Consider the following 19589-nt stretch of genomic DNA (forward strand, 5'->3'; position numbering starts at 1 on the left):
TATACCCCCGGGTTTTTTATGTGGCTGATTTGTGTTTTGGGGGGTTTGGGGGGGGGGTGGGGGGGGGGGGGGGGTTTTTTTGTGGGGGGGGGGCCCCCCCCCCCGGGGGGCCCCCCGCCCCCATGCCCGCCCCAAAACGCCCCGGTATCCTGCGGATGTCCACCCCACAACGCATCCGACGCCGAAGGGCCCACCCGTGAGCAGCGCCAACACCCCGGCAGCCGTCGTCGTACTCGCAGCGGGTGAGGGCACCCGTATGAAGTCGGCCACGCCGAAAGTCCTGCACGAACTCTGCGGCCGGTCGCTCGTCGGTCATGTGCTCGCCGCCTCCCGCGAGTTGGAGCCCCAGCAGCTCGTCGTGGTCGTCGGGCACGAGCGGGAGAAGGTCGCCGCGCATGTGAACGCGGTCGACGCGGGAGCCCGCACCGCCGTGCAGGCGGAGCAGAACGGCACGGGGCACGCCGTGCGGATGGGCCTCGAGGGCCTCAATCCGGACAACGGCCTGGAGGGCACCGTCGTCGTGGTCTGCGGCGACACCCCGCTGCTCACCGGCGGGACGCTCAAGGCCCTGTCCGCGACGCACGCCGCCGACGGCAACGCCGTGACGGTGCTGACCGCCGAGGTCCCGGACGCGACGGGCTACGGGCGCATCGTCCGGGACAACGTCTCGGGGGCCGTCACCGCGATCGTCGAGCACAAGGACGCGACGGAGGCGCAGCGCGCGATCAACGAGATCAATTCGGGGGTCTTCGCCTTCGACGGCCGTCTGCTCACCGAGGCACTCAAGCAGGTGCGTACGGACAACTCGCAGGGCGAGGAGTACCTCACCGACGTGCTCGGGATTCTGCGGGAGGCGGGGCACCGGGTGGGTGCGTCCGTCGCCGCCGACCATCGTGAGATCGCCGGGATCAACAACCGTGTGCAGCTGGCGGAGGCCCGACGCACCCTCAATGACCGCCTTCTCGAGCAGGCGATGCTCGCGGGCGTCACGGTCGTGGACCCGGCGAGCACGTTCGTCGACGTCACGGTGACGTTCGAGCGGGACGCGACCGTGCTGCCGGGTACGCAGCTGCACGGCGCCACGCATCTCGCGGAGGGCTCCGTGGTCGGTCCCAACTCCCGTCTCACGGACACCCGTGTCGGTGCGGGCGCACGGGTCGACAACACGGTGGCGTACAGCTCCGAGGTGGGGCCGGAGGCGTCGGTGGGTCCGTTCGCGTATCTGCGGCCGGGTACCCGGCTCGGTCTGAAGTCGAAGATCGGGACGTTCGTCGAGGCGAAGAACTCGTCGATCGGTGAGGGCACGAAGGTGCCGCACCTGTCGTACGTGGGCGACGCGACGATCGGTGACTTCACCAACATCGGTGCCGCGAGTGTCTTCGTGAACTACGACGGGGAGAGCAAGCACCACTCCACGGTCGGGTCCCACTGCAAGACCGGTTCGGACAACATGTTTGTGGCTCCTGTCACTATCGGGGACGGTGCGTACACCGCCGCCGGGTCCGTGATCACGAAGGATGTGCCGGCCGGTTCGCTGGCCGTGGCGCGGGGCCAGCAAAGGAATATCGAGGGTTGGGTGGCCCGAAAGCGTCCGGGGAGCGCGGCCGCCAGGGCGGCGGAGGCGGCGTCCCGGAATCCGGAATCCGCGGAGTGACGCGGTCTGACCGGAAACAGGTGCGCCCGACACGGCGTACCGTGATAGGTGCTCACGATTCGCCTGGCTCGCTGCTAAAGGGACGCGCGGGCAGCTGCGGCGGACGAACTCGTCTGAGGAGACTAGTGCTGTGACCGGGATCAAGACGCAGGGCGAGAAGAAGTTGATGCTCTTCTCTGGCCGCGCCCACCCCGAGCTTGCCGAGGAGGTCGCGCACCAGCTCGGTGCCGGGATCGTCCCGACCAAGGCGTTCGACTTCGCCAATGGCGAGATCTACGTCCGCTACCAGGAGTCCGCTCGCGGTGCCGACTGCTTCCTGATCCAGAGCCACACGGCTCCGATCAATAAGTGGATCATGGAGCAGTTGATCATGATCGACGCGCTGAAGCGCGCGTCGGCCCGCTCCATCACCGTCATCGTGCCGTTCTACGGTTACGCGCGGCAGGACAAGAAGCACCGTGGACGTGAACCGATCTCGGCGCGTCTGATCGCGGACCTGATGAAGACCGCGGGCGCGGACCGCATCCTGACGGTCGACCTGCACACGGACCAGATCCAGGGCTTCTTCGACGGCCCGGTGGACCACCTGTTCGCGCTGCCGATCCTGGCGGACTACGTGGGCGCGAAGGTGGACCGCAGCAAGCTGACGGTGGTCTCCCCGGACGCCGGCCGCGTGCGGGTGGCCGACCGCTGGTGCGACCGGCTCGGTGCCCCGCTGGCGATCGTGCACAAGCGCCGCGACAAGGACGTCGCCAACCAGGTGACCGTCCACGAGGTCGTCGGTGACGTGAAGGGCCGCGTCTGTGTGCTCGTCGACGACATGATCGACACGGGTGGCACGATCTGCGCCGCCGCGGACGCGCTGTTCGCGCACGGTGCGGAGGACGTCATCGTGACGGCGACGCACGGTGTGCTGTCCGGTCCCGCCGCGGACCGTCTGAAGAACTCGAAGGTGAGCGAGTTCGTCTTCACGGACACGCTGCCGACGCCGGGCGAGCTGGAGCTGGACAAGATCACGGTCCTGTCGATCGCTCCGACGATCGCCTCCGCGGTGCGCGAGGTCTTCGAGGACGGCTCGGTGACCAGCCTCTTCGAGGGCGAGGCCTGATCCGCTAGCGGATCTCCGCACTGAAGATCCATTTGGGTGCGGCCTCCCGCGCCGAGTAGACTGCTGAAGTTGCTCGGCGAGGGAGGCCGCACCTTTTTGGTTCGGCTGTCCGTTATCGACGCGCTCTTCGTAGCAGGCCGTTCGTGGCCGGGTGACCGTTTCCCCTAGTTCTACGAGGAGTTGAGAGCACATGTCCGAGGTCAAGCTTTCCGTCGAGACCCGCACCGAGTTCGGCAAGGGTGCGTCCCGCCGTCTGCGCCAGGTCGAGAAGGTTCCCGGTGTCGTCTACGGCCACGGCAACGAGCCGCAGCACATCGTCCTCGACTCGCACGCCCTGATGCTGGCGCTGCGTACGCCGAACGTCCTGATCAACCTGGACATCGACGGCAAGAGCAACGAGCTGGTCATCCCGAAGGCGGTGCAGCGCGACGCGATCACGAGCTTCCTGGTCCACGTCGACCTGCTCCAGGTCAAGCGCGGCGAGAAGGTCACCGTCGAGCTCCCGATCCACACCGAGGGCGAGCTGGCCCCGGGTGGCAACCTGCTCGAGCACGTGCTGAACACGCTGTCGGTCGAGACCGAGGCCACGCACATCCCCGAGTCGGTCACCGTCTCCGTCGAGGGCCTCGATGCCGGTGCCTCGATCCACGCCAAGGACATCACGCTGCCCAAGGGCACCACGCTGGCCACGGACGAGGACGCGGTCGTCCTCCAGGTCCTGGCCGCGCAGGCCGAGGAGGCCCCGGCCGAGGCCGAGGGCGAGGAGGCGGCCGCGGAGGCCTGAGCCTTCGAGGTCTGACCTGGTGTACGGGGTGGTGGGCGCGGCCCACCACCCCGTTCCGCTATCTCTACCGAAGGAAACGTGGATGTCCGACGAGAACGCTCCCTGGCTGATCGCCGGGCTCGGCAACCCTGGTCCCGAGTACGCGATGAACCGGCACAACGTCGGTTTCATGGTGGCCGATCTGCTGGCGCAGCGGATGGGTGCCAAGTTCAAGCGGGCGACGAAGGGGCAGGCGCAGGTCGTCGAGGGGCGGATCGGCCCGCCGGGGCCGCTGAACCGCCGGGTGATCCTGGCGAAGCCGATGTCGTACATGAATGTCTCGGGTGGTCCCGTGACGGCGCTGTGCGATTTCTACAAGGTGCCCGCCGAGCACATCGTGGCGGTCCACGACGAGCTGGACATCGACTACGGGGTGCTGCGGCTGAAGCTGGGCGGTGGCGACAACGGGCACAACGGCCTGAAGTCGATCACGAAGTCGCAGGGCAGCGACTACCACCGGGTGCGGTTCGGGATCGGTCGTCCGCCGGGGCGGATGCAGGTCGCGGACTTCGTGCTGAAGGACTTCTCGTCGACGGAGCGCAAGGAGCTCGACTACTTCGTGGACCGCGCGGCCGACGCCGCGGAGGCGCTGGTGATCGAGGGCCTGGAGCGGGCGCAGTCGACGTACAACTCCTGACCTGTACGGACTTGTCGGCGGCGTTTTCGGCCGGGAGTTGACCGTACGCAGGGTGATGGCCAAGGATCCCGGCCATGTTGCCTGTTGCCCGTCAAGTCGCGGCGGCCGCGGTCGCCGCGTTGCTGCTGATCGCCGGCGTGTGGGCGTCGTGGGGTGCGGCGCAGCACGTGATGTTCCCGACGGGTCGTGAGCGCGGCACGATGACGGTGGGCCGGTGCTCGGACGACGCCTGCGCCGGCTCGTTCTCGCCCGCCTCCCCCACTGCCGTACGGCATACGAGCGTGACGATCGACCGCTCGATCGGGGAGAAGAAGGGCGCGCGTTTCCCCGTGGTCCTCAAGCCGGGTTCGACCGATGCGGTGCGCGCGGGCACGGCCGGTTTTCTGCAGGCCTGGGTGCCGCTCGGCGGTGCGCTGCTGCTGGCGGCGGTGGTGCTCGCGGGCGGGATACGCAACCGGCGCCTCACGTGGGTCACGGGAGGCGCCGGTCTCGCGCTGCTGACGGCGGCGTTCGTCGCCGTCGGGTTCTAGGTCAGCCGGTGTTGCGCAGGCCCGCCGCCACACCGTTCACGGTGAGGAGCAGGGCGCGGCCGAGCGTCGGGTCCGGGGTCTCGTCGGCGGCCGCCGCGTCGCGCTGCCGCTTGAGCAGGGCGACCTGGAGGTACGAGATCGGGTCGAGGTAGGCGTCGCGGATCGCGAACGTCTGCTTCAGCACGGGCTGGGAGTCGAGGAGTTCGCTGCCGCCGGTGATGCGCAGGACCTCGGCGACGGTCAGCTCGTGCTCGGCGACGATGGCGTCGAAGACGTGCTTGAGGTCGTCGGGCACGAGGGTGTCGACGTAGTGCTTGGCGATCCGCAGGTCCGTCTTGGCGAGCGTCATCTCGACGTTGGAGATGAAGTTGCGGAAGAAGTGCCACTGCTCGTGCATCTCGTCGAGCACGGTGTCGAGGCCGGCCTCGCGCAGCGCCTTGAGGCCGCTTCCGACGCCGAACCAGCCGGGGACGATCTGCCGCGACTGGGTCCAGCCGAACACCCACGGGATGGCGCGCAGGCCGTCGAGGGAGACGCCGGAGCCGGGGCGGCGGGAGGGCCGCGAGCCGAGGTGCAGGTCGGCGAGCTGGTCGACCGGGGTCGAGGCGAGGAAGTAGTTCGGCAGGTCCGGGTCCTCGACGAGCTCGCGGTACCGGGCGTGCGCCGCGTCGCTCACCACGTCCATGGCGGCGTCCCAGCGGGCGAGGGCCTCGTCGGACTGGCGCGGCGCCGTGTGCAGGGCGGAGGCCTGCAGCGTCGCCGCGACGGTCAGTTCCAGGTTCTCGCGGGCCAGGGACGGCACGAGGTACTTGTCGGAGATGACCTCGCCCTGCTCGGTCACCTTGATCTCGCCCTCCAGGGTTCCCCAGGGCTGGGCGAGGATCGCGTCGTGCGAGGGGCCGCCGCCGCGGCCGACGGTGCCGCCGCGGCCGTGGAAGAGGCGCAGGCGCACGCCGTAGCGGTGGGCCACGTCGCGCAGCCGGCGCTGGGCGCGGTGGATCTCCCACTGGGAGGTGGTGATGCCGCCGAACTTGGAGGAGTCGGAGTAGCCGAGCATGACCTCCTGCACGTCCCCGTTGAGCGCGACGAGGCGCCGGTAGGACGGGTCGGAGAGCATGTCCTCCAGGATCGTGTCGGCCGCCTTGAGCTCGTCGGTGGTCTCCAGGAGCGGCACGATGCCGATCTTGGCCCAGCCGGCGTGCAGGTCGATGAGTCCGGCCTCGCGGGCGAGGACGGTGGCGGCGAACACGTCGTCGGCGCCCTGGCACATCGAGATGATGTACGACTCGATGACCTCGGGCCCGAACACGTCGAGCGCCTTGGCGACGGTGTGGAAGACGCCGAGGGTCTTCTCGCCGTCGGCGTCGAGCGGCGCCGGGGTCGGTGCCAGCGGGCGGCGCGAGCGCAGTTCCTTGGCGAGCAGCTTGCCGCGGTAGTCGCGGGGCATGTCGGCGTAGCGCCAGGACTCCTCGCCGAGCCGGTCGAAGAGCTGGCCGAGGGTGTGGTGGTGGGCGTCGGCGTGCTCGCGGACGTCCATCGTGGCGAGCTGCAGGCCGAAGGCGGAGAGCGTACGGATCGTACGGTTCATGCGGCCTTCGGCGAACAGGCCGCCGCGGTGCTCGCGCAGGGAGGTCTGGATCAGCGTCAGGTCGTGCAGCAGCTCGGCGGTGCCGAGGTAGTCGCGGCCGTCCTGGTGCGGGGTGTTGTTGGCGAGCCGCGTCTTGGTGTTCTCGAGCTTCTGCCGGATCGCGGTGGCCTTGAGCCGGTAGGGCTCCTCGGCGTTGAGCCGCTTGTAGCGGGGGCTGATCTCGGGGAGGCGCTCCAGGTCGCACTGGAGCGAGGTGAGGAGCTCCTCGGTGGCGCCCGTGTAGCGGATCGAGTTCGACAGGAAGCCGCGCAGCTCGTCGATCATGTCGAGCGCGTCGTTGATGCCGTGCTCGTGCTGGAGGATCAGGACGTCCCAGGTGACCTGCGGCGTCACGTTCGGGTTGCCGTCGCGGTCGCCGCCGATCCAGGTGCCGAAGGTGAGCGGGCGGCTCTCCTCGGGGAGCGTGTAGCCGACGCGCTCCAGTTCGGCGGTGAGGTCCTCCAGGACGTCGCCGACGGCGCCGGCGTGCAGCTCGTCCAGGTAGTAGATCGCGTTGCGGGACTCGTCGGTGACCTCGGGGCGCACCACGCGCAGCTCGTCGGTCTGCCAGACGAGGTCGATGTTCTCGGCCAGCCGGGTGTCGTAGCGGCGGCGGTCGGTCTCCAGGACCGGGGTCTCCAGGAGCTCGGCGACGCGGCGCAGCTTGTTGAGGACGCTTCGCCGGGCGGCCTCCGTCGGGTGCGCCGTGAAGACGGGCCGCACGTTCAGGTTCTTGACCGTGTCGCGCAGGTGGTCCGGGTCGGCGTCCTTGAGCCGGTCCGCGGTGCGGGCGAGCAGTCCGCCCTCGGCGGCCCGCATGGCGCGCAGCTCGCGGCCACGGTGCACCTGCTCCGTCACGTTGGCCAGGTGGAAGTACGTGGAAAAGGCGCGGACCAGCTTGGCCGCGGTGTCCAGCTCGGTACCGCCGAGCAGCTCGGCGGCGGCCTCGCCGTCCTCGCGGGTCAGGCGGCGGACCCTTTCGACCAGCTCGAGGAGCTCCGGGCCCTCCTGGCGGACCAGGGTCTCGCCCAGCAGGTCACCGAGCCGACGGATGTCGGCGCGCAGCTCGGCGCTGGTGCTCGTCGCAGCGGTCTGTTCGTCGGCACTGCTCACAGGTGCGGCTCCTTGCAATGGTGAAGCACGTCGGGCACGTGGTGAAGCACGTCGGGAGGGAGGATCCCCGGATCCGGGTACGTAACCCGGGGTGGAGATTCAGTGCGGACCGCGCTGTCCGACCGATTCCAAGGATATGTGCCACCGCCGACGGCGAGGTCGGAGCCTCTTGCCGCACGGCTGCACGATGAATTACTTACGGTGCCGTAGGTTACGGAACCGTAGGCAAGCTGTCCGCGGATCCCCGTGGATCTCCTGACCCGTCACAGCCCGTCTCAACCCTCGACTTACAGGGGACTCCCATGGCCACCAGTAGCGATGTGATCGAAGAAACCGCCGGTCCGGCGTCAGGACCGCCCGCCACCTCGCATTCTGCGACACTCGGCGGCGAACGGAAGCGCTCCGTGGAGCAGATCACACTGCTCCTGTTCATCGTCCTCCCGTTCCTGGCCCTGCTCGCGGCGGTGCCGCTGGCCTGGGGCTGGGGGGTGAGCTGGCTCGACCTCGGGCTGCTCGTCGTCATGTACTTCGTCGGCTGCCACGGCATCACGATCGGCTTCCACCGGTACTTCACGCACGGCTCCTTCAAGGCGAAGCGGCCGCTGCGGATCGCGCTGGCGGTCATGGGCTCGCTCGCGGTGGAGGGTCCGATCGTGCGCTGGGTCGCGGACCACCGCAAGCACCACAAGTTCTCCGACGCCGAGGGCGACCCGCATTCGCCGTGGCGGTACGGGGAGACGGTCCCGGCCCTGCTGAAGGGCCTGTGGTGGGCGCACATGGCCTGGATGTTCGACGAGGAGCAGACCTCGCAGGAGAAGTACGCGCCGGACCTGGTCAAGGACCCGGCGATCCGCGCGATCTCCCGCCAGTTCATCATGTGGACGCTCGTCTCGCTCTTCCTCCCCGCCCTGATCGGCGGCCTGGTCACGATGTCGTGGTGGGGCGCCCTCACGGCGTTCTTCTGGGGCTCGCTCGTGCGGGTGGCGCTGCTGCACCACGTGACGTGGTCGATCAACTCCATCTGCCACGCCGTCGGCAAGCGCCCCTTCAAGTCCCGCGACCGTTCCGGCAACGTGTGGTGGCTGGCCGTCCTGTCCTGCGGCGAGTCCTGGCACAACCTGCACCACGCGGACCCGACGTCGGCGCGGCACGGTGTGGAGCGCGGCCAGATCGACTCCTCGGCCCGCCTCATCCGCTGGTTCGAACAGCTGGGCTGGGCGCACGATGTGCGCTGGCCGTCGAAGGACCGGATCGCCTCGCGCCGCAAGGAGCAGGTCGCCGACGCGGCCTGAGGCCCACACGGCATGATGGAAGACGTGGCGACCGACTCAAGCACCCCGAGCAATTCGAGCAGCGACAGGCCGGACCGGCCCGAGAAGGCTCGGCGCACGCGCAGAACGCGGATGACGGGAGCGGAGCGACGGCAGCAGCTCCTGGAGATCGGTCGTGTCCTGTTCGCCGCCAAGGGCTTCGAGGCGACGTCGGTGGAGGAGATCGCGGCGAAGGCCGGGGTCTCCAAGCCGGTGGTGTACGAGCACTTCGGTGGCAAGGAGGGCCTGTACGCGGTCGTCGTGGACCGCGAGATGCGCCAGCTGCTCGACATGGTGACCGGTTCGCTGACGGCCGGTCACCCGCGTGAGCTCCTCGAGCAGGCGGCGTTCGCGCTCCTCGACTACATCGAGGAGTACACGGACGGTTTCCGCATCCTGGTCCGCGACTCCCCGATTCCGCAGTCCACGGGCTCCTTCGCGTCGCTGATCTCCGACATCGCGACGCAGGTCGAGGACATCCTCGGCCGCGAGTTCAAGAACCGGGGCTTCGACCCGAAGCTGGCGCCGCTGTACGCGCAGGCGCTGGTCGGGATGGTCGCGCTGACGGGTCAGTGGTGGCTGGACGCGCGCAAGCCGGAGAAGGCGGAGGTCGCGGCGCATCTGGTGAATCTGGCGTGGCACGGCCTCGATGGTCTTGAGCCGAAGCCGAGGCTCATAGGGCACCGGAAGCGTTGAGCGCGCCGCACCGGGGCCGAGGTCGCGGGGCTCCGCCCCGGACCCCGCGCCTCAAGCGCCGGCGGGGCTCGAATGTGGGGACTTGGGCTCCAGGATCTCCAGTCTGTTTCCGACAGGGTCGGAGCAGTAGAAGCGATGGTGGCCGGGCAGACGGTCGTCCCATTCGATCTCGACGCCCCGCCCGGTCAGTCGCCGCGCGTACGCCTCGATGTCCCGCACCAGCAGGCCCGGGTGCGCCTTCCTCGCGGGGCGGAAATCCGCCTCGATGCCCAGGTGCAGCTCGATGGCCCCGGCCCGGAACCAGCAGCCGCCCCGCGCCGCGAGCGCAGGTGGCTTGGGGGTTTCGGTCATGCCGAGGGTGTCGGCGTAGAAGGCGCGCAGGGCGCCCTCGCTGCCCGGCGGCGCCGCGAGTTGTACGTGGTCCAGCGAGAGCAGCGTCATGGGCGGGTCGCCACCGCGAAGATGCGGCGGAACGGGAGGACCGTGCCGTGGGGCGTTGACGGGTACGCCTCGCGGAGCAGGTCGCGGTACTCGGTGACGAAGGCGTCGCGGGCCTCCTCGTCGTCCTCCAGCGCCGTCAGGACCGGGCGCAGGCCCGTGCCCTTGACCCAGTCGAGGACCGGGTCGGGGCCCTCCAGGAGGTGCAGGTACGTCGTCTCCCAGGCGTCGACCTCGCAGCCGAGTCCGGCCAGCCGTGCCAGGTACGCCGCGGGCGCCAGCACCGCGTCGCCGTGCCGCAGCACACCGGGCAGGCGGTCCTTCCAGCGGGCCGATTCGGCCAGTTCACGCATCAGGACGTGGCTGGGCGCCGCGAAGTTGCCCGGTACCTGGAAGGCGAACGTCCCGCCGGGGGCCACCGCGTCGATCCACCGGGGGAAGGCGTCGGCGTGGTCCGGGAGCCATTGCAGCGTCGCGTTGGAGACGAGCAGGTCGTACGTTTCCGTGGGCGTCCAGTCGGCCGCGTCCGCGTACGCGAAGTCGAGGCGGTCGGTGGCGTGGGCCGCCGCCTGCTCCAGCATCTGGGGCGAGTTGTCGTAGCCGGTGATGCGGGCGGTGGGCCAGCGTTCGGCGAGCAGCGTCGTGACGTTGCCGGGGCCGCAGCCGAGGTCGGCGATGCGGGCGGGCTCCCCCGGGAGGGCGGGGACGCGGGCCAGCAGATCGACGAAGGGGCGGCCGCGGTGGTCCGCGTGGCGGAGATACTGGTGCGGGTCCCAGGCTGGTGTGGGTGTGGGCGTCATGGAATCAAGCGTCCGCCGCAGGTATCTCGATGTCAAGATAGTCGACCTCAAGAGACTTCACGTCGACACACCCCCTACACTGATCGTCATGGAGGACGAGGTCGACCGTCTGGTCTCAGCGTGGCGCCGAGAGCGCCCCGACCTCGACGTGGAGCCCCTTGAGGTGCTCAGTCGGGTCAGCAGGCTCGCGCGCCATCTCGACCGGGCCCGCCGCCTGGCCTTCTCCGAGCACAACCTGGAGCCGTGGGAGTTCGACGTCCTGACGGCGCTGCGCCGCGCGGGCACGCCGTACCAGCTCTCCCCCGGCCAGTTGCTCACGCAGACCCTGGTGACGTCCGGCACGATGACGAATCGTATCGACCGGCTCGCCAAGAAGGGCCTCGTCGAGCGGCTGCCCGATCCCAGCGACCGCCGGGGTGTCCTGGTGCGGCTCACGGACGAGGGCCGCGACCGTGCCGACCAGGCGCTGGCGGGGCTGCTCGATCAGGAGCGGGCGATCCTGGCGGAGCTCTCCCGAGCGGAGCGGGGTGAATTGGCGTCGCTGCTCCGGCAGTTGACGGCTCCGTTCGACAACATTCCCGGTTGATGTCGGTTTCCGGTTGACGGTGGTTGACGTCGCGGGGCTCTGCCCCGAGCCCCGCTGCTCAATCGCCGCAGGGGCTCAATGACCTCAGCTGGCTGCTTCCAGGTCGACCGGGCCGACGCCCGCCCTGCGGGCGAGTGCGACCGCTGCGAGTGTCGAGTGGACGCCCAGTTTCCCCAGCACGTTCTGCATGTGCGTACGCACCGTGTGCGGCGACAGGAAGAGGCGCTCCGCCACCGCCTTGCGGCCGAGGCCCGCCACCATGCAGCGCAGCACCTCGCGCTCCCGGGGCGTCAGGGACTCCACGAGCCGCTCGGACTCGGTGCGGTGCTTGCGTGCCGCGGTCAACTCCCGCAGTACGCCCGTGAGCAGCGCCGGCGGCAGATGCGTCTCCTCGCGCAGCACGCCCCGTATGACGGTCAACAGGCGTGACAGGGAACAGTCCTTGGCCACCCAGCCGGACGCGCCCGCCTGGAGCGCGAGCGCCGCGCGGCGCGGATCGTCGCGCTCGGCGAGCACCACCGTGCGGACGGCGGGCTGGGCCGAACGAACTCCCGCCACCAGGGAGATGCCGTCGACCAGGCCGTCCTGCGCGGCGCTGTCGGGCACCGGGGTCGGCGCGCGCATGCCCTGGAGCGAGGCGGCGCCCAGGTCCGCGTCGATCAGCAGCACGTCGAAGCGGCGCCCCTCCGCGACCGCCCGGTCGAGGCAGCGCAGCGCGGCGGGGCCGCTCCCGGCGGCCGACACGTCGACATCGGGCTCGGCGGCGAGTGCCGCCGCGAGCGACTCGGCGAAGATGCGGTGGTCGTCGACCACCAGGACCCGGATGCGTACCACGTGATTTACCCCCTTCCCCGAGCTCCGGTACGGAGCAGGGGATACCCCAGCGTCGGGGAACGGATCAACGCGGGTACGGCGCCCGGAGTGCGGGTCGCCGCGGCCGCACGGCCGCCGCCGTGAGCCGAACCGCTGCCCCCGCTCCGGGCGTCGTACCCGGCTGTCTCGCCCCCTGATCGGCACCGGCCCCCACCGGTGCTGTCCTCAGACTAGAGGCGAAGGCCCGGAGGGGAAGTCAATTCGCAGAACTGGTTGGCGGTTGGCGGAGCAGCGACTGTCCTGCGCGTTTATGGTGATGCGCATGTTTCGCATCGAGACAGAAGTCGACAAGGAGCGCGCCCTTCTGCTCCGGTCGCTGCTGAGGGAGACCAACACGGCGGCGTCACCGGAGCTCCGGGAGCTGCGCGGCACCCCTGCCGACCAGCATGTCCCGCTCCAGGTCTGGTTGTTGGACGAGGACGGCACGCTGGCGGCGGGGCTCGACGCGTACACGTGGGCGTGCTGGCTGCACGTGGACCTGCTCTGGGTCGCCGAGCGGCACCGCGGGTCCGGGCTCGGCTCGCGACTCCTCGCGGAGGCGGAACGCATCGCGTACGAGGACCGCGAGTGCGTCGCCTCCCGCCTGGAAACCTGGGACTTCCAGGCACCGGGTTTCTACCGCCTGCACGGCTACGAGGTGGTCTCCGTAATTCCCGACTATCCGCCGGGCCTCAAGGAATTCACCCTCACCAAGCGGCTCGGCTGACGCACCGCGACAGCTCGCCCCGAGACCTGGGCCCGTGCGCGGAGCGCACTCCGTGTCCCCGACTACCCGCCGGGGCTCAAGGAGTTCACGCTGACGAAGCGGCTCGGATGACTGTTACGAGATGCGTCGCGCGCCCGCCGAAGGTACCGCCGGGAAGACGCGCGGCGCCGTGAAGCCCGCCTCCGCGAAGGCGTCGGCGATCGACTTCGTGACGGCGTCGGCGTCGTCCGACTCCACCAGGACGACCGCGGAGCCGCCGAAGCCGCCGCCCGTCATCCGCGCCCCGTGCGCGCCGGACTCCATGGCCGTGGCGACGACGAGGTCCAGCTCGGGGCAGGAGATGCGCAGGTCGTCGCGGAGCGAGACGTGGCCCTGGACGAGGATCGGGCCGATGGCGCGGACGTCGCCGGCGTCGAGCAGCTCGATGACGCGCTCGACGCGGTGGTCGTCGGTGACGATGTGGCGGACGTAGCGGACGACCTTCTCGTCGACGTCGGCGAGTTCCAACTCTGCGACGGACCGGCCCAGTTCGGCGTACGGGACGTCGCGCAGGTGGGAGACGCCGAGGACGCGCGCGCCCTCCTCGCAGCCCGCGCGCCGCTCCGCGTACGCGCCGTCGCCCAGCTCGTGCTTGACGCGGGTGTCGACGACGAGCAGCTGAAGGCCGTGCGCCGCCAGGTCGAAGGGGACCTGGCGGATCGACAGGTCGCGGCAGTCGAGGTGCAGGGCGTGGCCCTCGGTGGCGCAGGACGAGGCCATCTGGTCCATGACACCGCACGGCACGCCGACGAAGGCGTTCTCGGCGCGCTGTGCGAGGACCGCCGACTCCGCGCCCGTGAGCCCGAGTTCGTACAGGTCGTTCATCGCGTACGCGGTCACGACCTCCAGGGCCGCGGACGAGGAGAGGCCCGCGCCGGTCGGGACCGTGGAGGCGAGGTGGATGTCCGCGCCGGTGACGGTGTGGCCCGCCTCGCGCAGCGCCCAGACGACGCCGGCCGGGTAGGCGGCCCAGCCGCCCTGGCCGTACTTGCTGAGCGGGGCGAGGTCGTCGACGCGCAGTTCCACGACCGGGGCGTCGATGTCGGCGGAGTGCAGGCGCAGCACGCCGTCCTCGCGCCGGGCCACCGCGGCGACCGCGGTGTGCGGCAGCGCGAGCGGCATGACGAAGCCCTCGTTGAAGTCGGTGTACTCGCCGATGAGGTTGACGCGGCCGGGGGCCGCCCAGACTCCGGCGGGCTCGTACCCGTACAGGTCCTTGAACTGCGTGGCGACGGACATCAGTTGGCTACCTGACCCTCGTAGTGACTACTGCTGCTCACGGGCCCGGGCGAACGCCCAGGCGTCGGCGACGATGCCCGCGAGGTCCGCGCGGGACGGGTTCCAGCCGAGGCGCTCGCGCGCGGTGTCGGCGGAGGCGACGAGGACGGCCGGGTCGCCGCCGCGGCGCGGGGCGACGACCTCGGGGATCGGGTGCCCGGTGACCTGGCGGACGGTCTCGATGACCTCGCGGACGGAGAAGCCGTTGCCGTTGCCGAGGTTGCAGATGAGGTGCTCGCCCGGCTGCGCGGCCTCGACCGCGAGGAGGTGGGCCTCGGCGAGGTCGGCGACGTGGATGTAGTCGCGGACGCACGTGCCGTCGGCCGTCGGATAGTCGTCGCCGAAGACGTTGATCGCCTCGCGCTTGCCCTGGGCGACCTGGAGGACGAGCGGGATGAGGTGCGACTCGGGGTCGTGCCGCTCACCACAACTTCCGTATGCACCCGCCACGTTGAAGTACCTCAACGAAACGGCCGCGAGCCCGTGGGCGTTCGCCTCACCGGTGATCATGTGATCGACCGCGAGCTTCGAGGCGCCGTACGGGGATGTGGGAGCCGTCGGGTCGGTCTCGGTGATCGGGGTGTTCACCGGCTCGCCGTACGTGGCCGCGGTCGAGGAGAAGACCAGCTTGCGGACATCGGCCGCGCGCATCGCGGCGAGCAGCTCCATGGTGCCGCCGACGTTGTTCGCCCAGTACTTCTCGGGCTTCACGACGGACTCGCCGACCTGCGAGAACGCGGCGAAGTGCAGCACGGCGTCGTAGGAGGAGTCCAGCCACTTGGCGGCGTCGCGGATGTCGCCCTCGATGAAGGCGGCGCCGGCGGGCACGCCCTCGCGGAAGCCGGTGGAGAGGTTGTCGAGGACGACGACCTCGTGGTTCGCCTCAAGAAGGTGCTGGGCGACGACAGAGCCGACGTATCCCGCACCACCCGTGACCAGGTACTTTCCCATTACTCGCTCGCTACCTCTCGCAGTCGCTCGGCCGCGGCCTCCGGCGGCACATCGTTGATGAACACACTCATGCCGGACTCGGAACCCGCGAGAAACTTCAGCTTGCCGGAAGTGCGGCGGACGGTGAAAAGCTCGAGGTGGAGCGCGAAGTCGTCGCGTCCCACGCCCTCGAACTCGTCCAGCGGGCCGAACGGGGCCTGGTGCCAGGCCGCGATGTACGGCGTCGCCGGCTGGTCCGCACCGAAGATCCGGTCGAAGCGCCTCAAGAGTTCCAGATAAATCTTGGGGAACTCTGTGCGCGCGTCCACGTCGAGCGCGAGCAGGTCCGGGACCTGGCGCTTGGGGTAGAGGTGCACCTCGTAGGGCCAGTGCGCGGCGTAGGGCACGAAGGCCACCCAGTGCTCGCCGTCGAGGACGATCCGCGAGCCGTCCTCGGTCTCCTTGGCCACGACGTCGGCGGAGAGGTTGCGGCCGCCGGTCTGTTCCTTGTACTCGGCGGTGTTGCGCAGCATCAGGGCCGTGCGCGGGGTGGTGAAGGGGTAGGCGTAGATCTGGCCGTGCGGGTGGCCGAGGGTGACGCCGATCTCGGCGCCGCGGTTCTCGAAGCAGAAGACCTGCTCGACGGAGTCGAGGTGGGAGAGCTCGGCGGTGCGGTCCGTCCACGCGTCGAGGACGAGGCCCGCCTGCTCCTCGGTGAGGTCCGCGAAGGACTTGTCGTGGTCGGACGTGAAGCACACGACCTCGCAGCGGCCGGAGTCGCCGGCGAGCGAGGGGAAGCGGTTCTCGAAGACCACCACGTCGTACGAGGAGTCGGGGATCTCGCTCAGCCGCTCGCCCTCGGAGGGGCACAGCGGGCACTCGTCGGCCGGCGGGTGGTACGTGCGGCCCTGGCGGTGCGAGGCGATGGCCACGGAGTCGCCGAGCAGCGGGTCGCGGCGCACCTCGGACGTGGTGACCGTGGGGTCGAGGGGGCGGCGGTCGGCCGCGTCCCGGACGACGTCGTCGCGCGAGTCGTAGTAGATGAGCTCACGACCGTCGGCGAGCCGGGTCGACGTCTTCTTCACGTCCGATGCTCCTCATCACACCAACCAAACAGAACCAAACACAACAAAGCATAAGCCAACAGTGGCGTCAAGAGGAACGGTCCGGCGCCGACTGTGCGCTTTCTGTGCCCTCCCGAGCGCTCCGGACGAGGTCTCGATCACAATCCAACAAAGAACATCACGCAAACTGTTCACTTATTGAAGTCGGAGGCGTAGGTTCCGGACTGTTTCAGTTCGCGCAACGAAGCGAGATCTCATGCTGTCCCCCACAACAACCCTGGCCGAGGGGCTCCGGCTGCCCACCAACGGCCTCGACTACGCGATCATGGCGATCTACTTCGTCGTGGTGCTGGGCATCGGCTTCGCCGCCCGCCGGTCCGTGAAGACCAGCCTCGACTTCTTCCTGTCGGGGCGCTCCCTGCCCGCCTGGGTCACCGGTCTCGCGTTCGTCGCGGCGAACCTGGGCGCCACCGAGCTCCTCGGCATGGCGGCCAACGGGGCGCAGTACGGCCTCTACACGGTGCACTGGTACTGGATCGGCGCCATCCCCGCCATGGTCTTCCTCGGCCTGGTGATGATGCCCTTCTACTACTCGTCGAAGGTGCGCTCGGTCCCCGAGTTCCTGCTGCACCGCTTCGGGCCCTCGTCCCATCTGCTCTCCTCGATCATCTTCGCCGTCTCCTCGGTGCTGATCGCGGGCGTCAACCTGTACGCGATGGCCCTGGTGCTCCAGGCGCTGCTCGGCTGGCCGCAGTGGGTGGCGATCGTCATCGCCGGCCTCTTCGTTCTCGCGTACATCACGATCGGCGGGCTCTCCTCCGCGATCTACAACGAGGTCCTGCAGTTCTTCGTCATCCTCGCCGCGCTCATCCCGCTGACCATCGTCGGCCTCAAGCGCGTCGGCGGCTGGGACGGCATCTCGGACTCGCTGTCCAGCTCGCACGGCGACTCGTTCATGACGGCCTGGCAGGGCACCGGCATCGGCGACGCCAACCCGCTCGGCGCCAACTGGCTGACCATCGTGCTCGGCCTCGGCTTCGTGATGAGCTTCGGCTACTGGACGACGAACTTCGCCGAGGTGCAGCGCGCGCTGTCCGCGAAGAACCTCTCCGCCGCCAAGCGCACCCCGCTGATCGCCGCGTTCCCGAAGATCCTCATCCCGATGGTCGTCGTGATCCCCGGCCTGATCGCCCTGGTCATGGAGCCGTCCATCGGCAAGTCCGCGGGCGGCCTCCAGTACAACGACGCCATCCCGGTCCTCATGCGCGACCTGCTGCCCAACGGTGTCCTCGGCATCGCGGTGACCGGTCTGCTCGCCGCCTTCATGGCGGGCATGGCGGCCAACGTCTCGTCGTTCAACACGGTGTTCACCAACGACATCTGGGCCGCGTACATCAAGAAGGGCCAGAGCGACCGGTACTACCTGCAGACGGGCCGCGTCGTCACCGCAGTCGGCGTCGTGATCGGCATGGGCACCGCGTTCATCGCGGGCAGCTTCAGCAACATCATGAACTACCTGCAGACGCTGTTCTCGTTCTTCAACGTGCCGCTGTTCGTGGTCTTCATCATCGGTATGTTCTGGAAGCGGACCACGCCCGCCGCCGGTTTCTGGGGTCTGCTTTCGGGCACCGTGGCCGCGATGGTGAACTACTTCTGGTTCTACAAGCAGGGCGTCATCTCGATCCCCTCGGACCAGGGCGCCAACTTCGTCTCGTCGATCGTCGCCTTCGTGGTCGGCGCGGTGGTGATGTTCGTGGTCACGCTCTGCACCAAGTCCAAGCCTGCCGAGGAGCTGGCCGGTCTCGTGTACGGCACGAAGTCGCCGGGCATGGAGGAGCCGCCGGCCGAGGGTGACGACGCCTGGTACCGCAAGCCGGCCCTGCTGGGCTGGGGAGCGATCATCCTCGCCACCATCTGCTACATCCCGTTCTCCTTCTGAGGTCCGAGGTAACACGACATGAGCGACGAAATGAACCAGCACGTCGAGGAAGTGAAGGAGCTGGAGGCCAAGTCGGCGACGGCTGCCCGCCTCTTCGACGTGCGACGCATCATCGGCGGCCTCTTCGTGGTGTACGGCGTGATCGTCACGATCGCCGGCTTCACGGCGTCCGACGCCGACCTCAAGAAGGCCCAGGACATCAACATCAACCTGTGGACCGGCATCGGCATGCTGCTCCTCGGCCTCTTCTTCCTGATCTGGATGAAGCTCCGCCCGACGGTCCCTCCGACGGCGGAGGAACTGGCGGAGGCGTCCGAGTAGCACCACCCGCCACGTGAACCGGGGCCGGGCCCACCGCTTGGGAGAGCGGCGGACCCGGCCCTTTCTCGGCCACGCAACGCACAAGGCCCGTTCCGTCTGGGCGGAACGGGCCTTGTGACCATGGAGCGCCGGGCAGGCCTTGCACCTGCATCTCCCCGCAGGAAGCGGGACGTCTTTCCTTGGACCACCAACGCGCGGTCGTTCACCGCGAGTTGCGGCGACCAACAAGATCAACTGTAGCTCACGACTCCGGTTCCGGCGAGCCCACCGGCCCCGCCCGGTCAAGGAGGCCCGTGCGCGCCGCGAGCGCCGCCGCCTCAAGGCGTGAGCCGACGCCCAGCTTCATCAGGACCCGCTGCACATGCGTACGCGCCGTGGACGGGGCGATGCCCATGCCCGCCGCGATCAGCCGCGTGTCCTCGCCGTCCGCGACCCGCACCAGGACCTCGACCTCGCGCGGCGTGAGCATCTGGAGCAGCCGCTGCCCCTCGTCGTCCGGCTGGGCCGCAGGGTTGAGCAGCTCCCCGAACGCCCCCTGAAGCAGGGCCGGGGCCACCGCCGCCTCCCCCGCCCGCGCCTTCATCAGGGCACGCTCGACGCCCTCGATGCGCTCGTCGTGCCGTACGTAGCCGGAGGCGCCCGCCGCGAAGGCCGACGCGATGCCTCTGGGCGAGGGGACGGGTCCAAGGACCACGACGGCCACCTGCGGACGCTCGCGCTTGATGCGGACCACCGGGTCGAAGGTGCCGGGCTCCGCGGGGGTCGCCGTGCCCAGCAGGCAGACCTCGGGCGCCCGCGAGATGACCAGGTCCGCCGCTCCGGCCGCCGGTGCGGCCGCCGCGAGCACCCGGTGCCCGCGCAGCTTGAGGGCCGAGGCCAACGCCTCGGCCAGCAGTCGGTGGTCATCGACCACCATCAGCCGCACTCCCATCGGGCCAACCCCCCAATCGACCCCGGGAGTCTCCTCCAACCCCCGGGCCCCCCAAGGACAGGCGAGCCCCCCGACTCCCCGTCCTCCTTCATCCCCCGGAAGCTACACGCTTGTTCGAGGTTGCGCGCCCCCTACCGGCCAGAAGCGGCCCTGAATGCTGAAATCCAGTGCATTGAGGGATGTTTG

The 19589-nt window shown here is 69.6% G+C and carries 19 protein-coding genes and 1 tRNA gene; 11 read left to right on the top strand and 9 right to left on the bottom strand.

Translation table 11 applies throughout. The features are described from left to right. Nucleotides 1-196: 196 nt before the first annotated feature. The 5 genes from glmU (at nucleotide 197) to ACIA8D_RS32150 (ending at nucleotide 4752) form a co-directional block, all read left to right on the top strand. Entirely contained in the window at nucleotides 197-1654 is a 1458-nt protein-coding gene (gene glmU / locus ACIA8D_RS32130) for a bifunctional UDP-N-acetylglucosamine diphosphorylase/glucosamine-1-phosphate N-acetyltransferase GlmU (protein ID WP_399237684.1), read from the top strand. Nucleotides 1655-1784: 130 nt separating this feature from the next. Further along, on the top strand, nucleotides 1785-2762 hold the full coding sequence (locus tag ACIA8D_RS32135; protein ID WP_399237685.1) for a ribose-phosphate diphosphokinase: 978 nt from the start codon (nucleotides 1785-1787) through the stop codon (nucleotides 2760-2762). A 190-nt stretch (nucleotides 2763-2952) separates the two neighbouring features. After that, nucleotides 2953-3546: a 50S ribosomal protein L25/general stress protein Ctc gene (locus ACIA8D_RS32140; RefSeq protein WP_399237686.1), complete on the top strand. Its 594-nt coding sequence runs from the start codon at nucleotides 2953-2955 to the stop codon at nucleotides 3544-3546. 82 nt (nucleotides 3547-3628) lie between these two features. After that, nucleotides 3629-4222: an aminoacyl-tRNA hydrolase gene (gene pth, locus ACIA8D_RS32145; protein ID WP_399237687.1), complete on the top strand. Its 594-nt coding sequence runs from the start codon at nucleotides 3629-3631 to the stop codon at nucleotides 4220-4222. Nucleotides 4223-4296: 74 nt separating this feature from the next. Next, the gene (locus tag ACIA8D_RS32150; protein WP_399237688.1) at nucleotides 4297-4752 is read left to right on the top strand and encodes a hypothetical protein; all 456 of its coding nucleotides are present in this window, start codon (nucleotides 4297-4299) and stop codon (nucleotides 4750-4752) included. Nucleotide 4753: 1 nt separating this feature from the next. On the opposite strand, the gene ppc is transcribed toward ACIA8D_RS32150, so the two are convergent. Next, the gene (gene ppc / locus ACIA8D_RS32155) at nucleotides 4754-7492 is read right to left on the bottom strand and encodes a phosphoenolpyruvate carboxylase (RefSeq protein WP_399237689.1); all 2739 of its coding nucleotides are present in this window, start codon (nucleotides 7490-7492) and stop codon (nucleotides 4754-4756) included. 302 nt (nucleotides 7493-7794) lie between these two features. Between ppc and ACIA8D_RS32160 the strand changes: the two genes are divergently transcribed. Then, complete coding sequence (locus tag ACIA8D_RS32160) at nucleotides 7795-8784, top strand: acyl-CoA desaturase (protein ID WP_399237690.1); 990 nt, start codon at nucleotides 7795-7797, stop codon at nucleotides 8782-8784. Nucleotides 8785-8796: 12 nt separating this feature from the next. Beyond that, complete coding sequence (locus tag ACIA8D_RS32165; protein WP_399237691.1) at nucleotides 8797-9498, top strand: TetR family transcriptional regulator; 702 nt, start codon at nucleotides 8797-8799, stop codon at nucleotides 9496-9498. Nucleotides 9499-9549: 51 nt separating this feature from the next. On the opposite strand, the gene ACIA8D_RS32170 is transcribed toward ACIA8D_RS32165, so the two are convergent. Both ACIA8D_RS32170 and ACIA8D_RS32175 read right to left on the bottom strand, forming a co-directional pair. After that, complete coding sequence (locus tag ACIA8D_RS32170; protein WP_399237692.1) at nucleotides 9550-9939, bottom strand: VOC family protein; 390 nt, start codon at nucleotides 9937-9939, stop codon at nucleotides 9550-9552. Beyond that, nucleotides 9936-10736, bottom strand: a complete 801-nt coding sequence (locus tag ACIA8D_RS32175; RefSeq protein WP_399237693.1) for a trans-aconitate 2-methyltransferase — start codon at nucleotides 10734-10736, stop codon at nucleotides 9936-9938. Before ACIA8D_RS32175 ends, ACIA8D_RS32170 begins: the two co-directional genes overlap by 4 nt. 88 nt (nucleotides 10737-10824) lie before the next feature. Here ACIA8D_RS32175 and tamR point away from each other — a divergent pair, with 88 nt between their 5' ends. After that, nucleotides 10825-11322 carry a MarR family transcriptional regulator TamR gene (gene tamR / locus ACIA8D_RS32180; protein ID WP_399237694.1) on the top strand — a complete coding sequence of 166 codons (498 nt, stop codon included), beginning with the start codon at nucleotides 10825-10827 and terminating at the stop codon, nucleotides 11320-11322. Nucleotides 11323-11406: 84 nt separating this feature from the next. Here the strand turns inward: tamR and ACIA8D_RS32185 are convergent, their stop codons facing one another. Continuing rightward, nucleotides 11407-12156, bottom strand: coding sequence for a LuxR C-terminal-related transcriptional regulator (locus ACIA8D_RS32185; RefSeq protein WP_385760490.1), 750 nt, complete (start codon nucleotides 12154-12156; stop codon nucleotides 11407-11409). A 289-nt stretch (nucleotides 12157-12445) separates the two neighbouring features. On the opposite strand from ACIA8D_RS32185, the gene ACIA8D_RS32190 reads away from it, so the two are divergent. Then, a complete protein-coding gene (locus ACIA8D_RS32190) occupies nucleotides 12446-12901 on the top strand; it encodes a GNAT family N-acetyltransferase (RefSeq protein ID WP_399237771.1) in 456 nt (151 codons plus the stop codon). A gap of 114 nt (nucleotides 12902-13015) precedes the next feature. Here ACIA8D_RS32190 and galK read toward each other — a convergent pair whose 3' ends face one another. Genes galK through galT form a run of 3 tightly spaced genes read right to left on the bottom strand, consistent with a single transcriptional unit; the run spans nucleotide 13016 to nucleotide 16233 of the window. Continuing rightward, nucleotides 13016-14179 (bottom strand): galactokinase, encoded by a 1164-nt coding sequence (gene galK / locus ACIA8D_RS32195; RefSeq protein WP_399237695.1) that lies wholly within the window; start codon nucleotides 14177-14179, stop codon nucleotides 13016-13018. A gap of 27 nt (nucleotides 14180-14206) precedes the next feature. Continuing rightward, nucleotides 14207-15169, bottom strand: a complete 963-nt coding sequence (galE, locus tag ACIA8D_RS32200) for a UDP-glucose 4-epimerase GalE (protein ID WP_399237696.1) — start codon at nucleotides 15167-15169, stop codon at nucleotides 14207-14209. After that, a complete protein-coding gene (gene galT / locus ACIA8D_RS32205; protein ID WP_399237697.1) occupies nucleotides 15169-16233 on the bottom strand; it encodes a galactose-1-phosphate uridylyltransferase in 1065 nt (354 codons plus the stop codon). The genes galE and galT overlap by 1 nt, the downstream gene beginning before the upstream one ends. Nucleotides 16234-16468: 235 nt before the next feature. Here galT and ACIA8D_RS32210 point away from each other — a divergent pair, with 235 nt between their 5' ends. Beyond that, nucleotides 16469-18151, top strand: coding sequence for a sodium:solute symporter family protein (locus tag ACIA8D_RS32210; RefSeq protein WP_399237698.1), 1683 nt, complete (start codon nucleotides 16469-16471; stop codon nucleotides 18149-18151). Nucleotides 18152-18169: 18 nt separating this feature from the next. Further along, nucleotides 18170-18472 carry a hypothetical protein gene (locus ACIA8D_RS32215; protein ID WP_385760508.1) on the top strand — a complete coding sequence of 101 codons (303 nt, stop codon included), beginning with the start codon at nucleotides 18170-18172 and terminating at the stop codon, nucleotides 18470-18472. A 121-nt stretch (nucleotides 18473-18593) separates the two neighbouring features. Here ACIA8D_RS32215 and ACIA8D_RS32220 read toward each other — a convergent pair. After that, nucleotides 18594-18666 (bottom strand) — tRNA-Arg (locus tag ACIA8D_RS32220). Between the two features lie 47 nt (nucleotides 18667-18713). After that, entirely contained in the window at nucleotides 18714-19403 is a 690-nt protein-coding gene (locus ACIA8D_RS32225; protein ID WP_385760511.1) for a LuxR C-terminal-related transcriptional regulator, read from the bottom strand. Nucleotides 19404-19589: the final 186 nt, after the last annotated feature.

This window comes from Streptomyces sp. NPDC051684 (assembly GCF_044453445.1).
Taxonomy (GTDB): domain Bacteria; phylum Actinomycetota; class Actinomycetes; order Streptomycetales; family Streptomycetaceae; genus Streptomyces.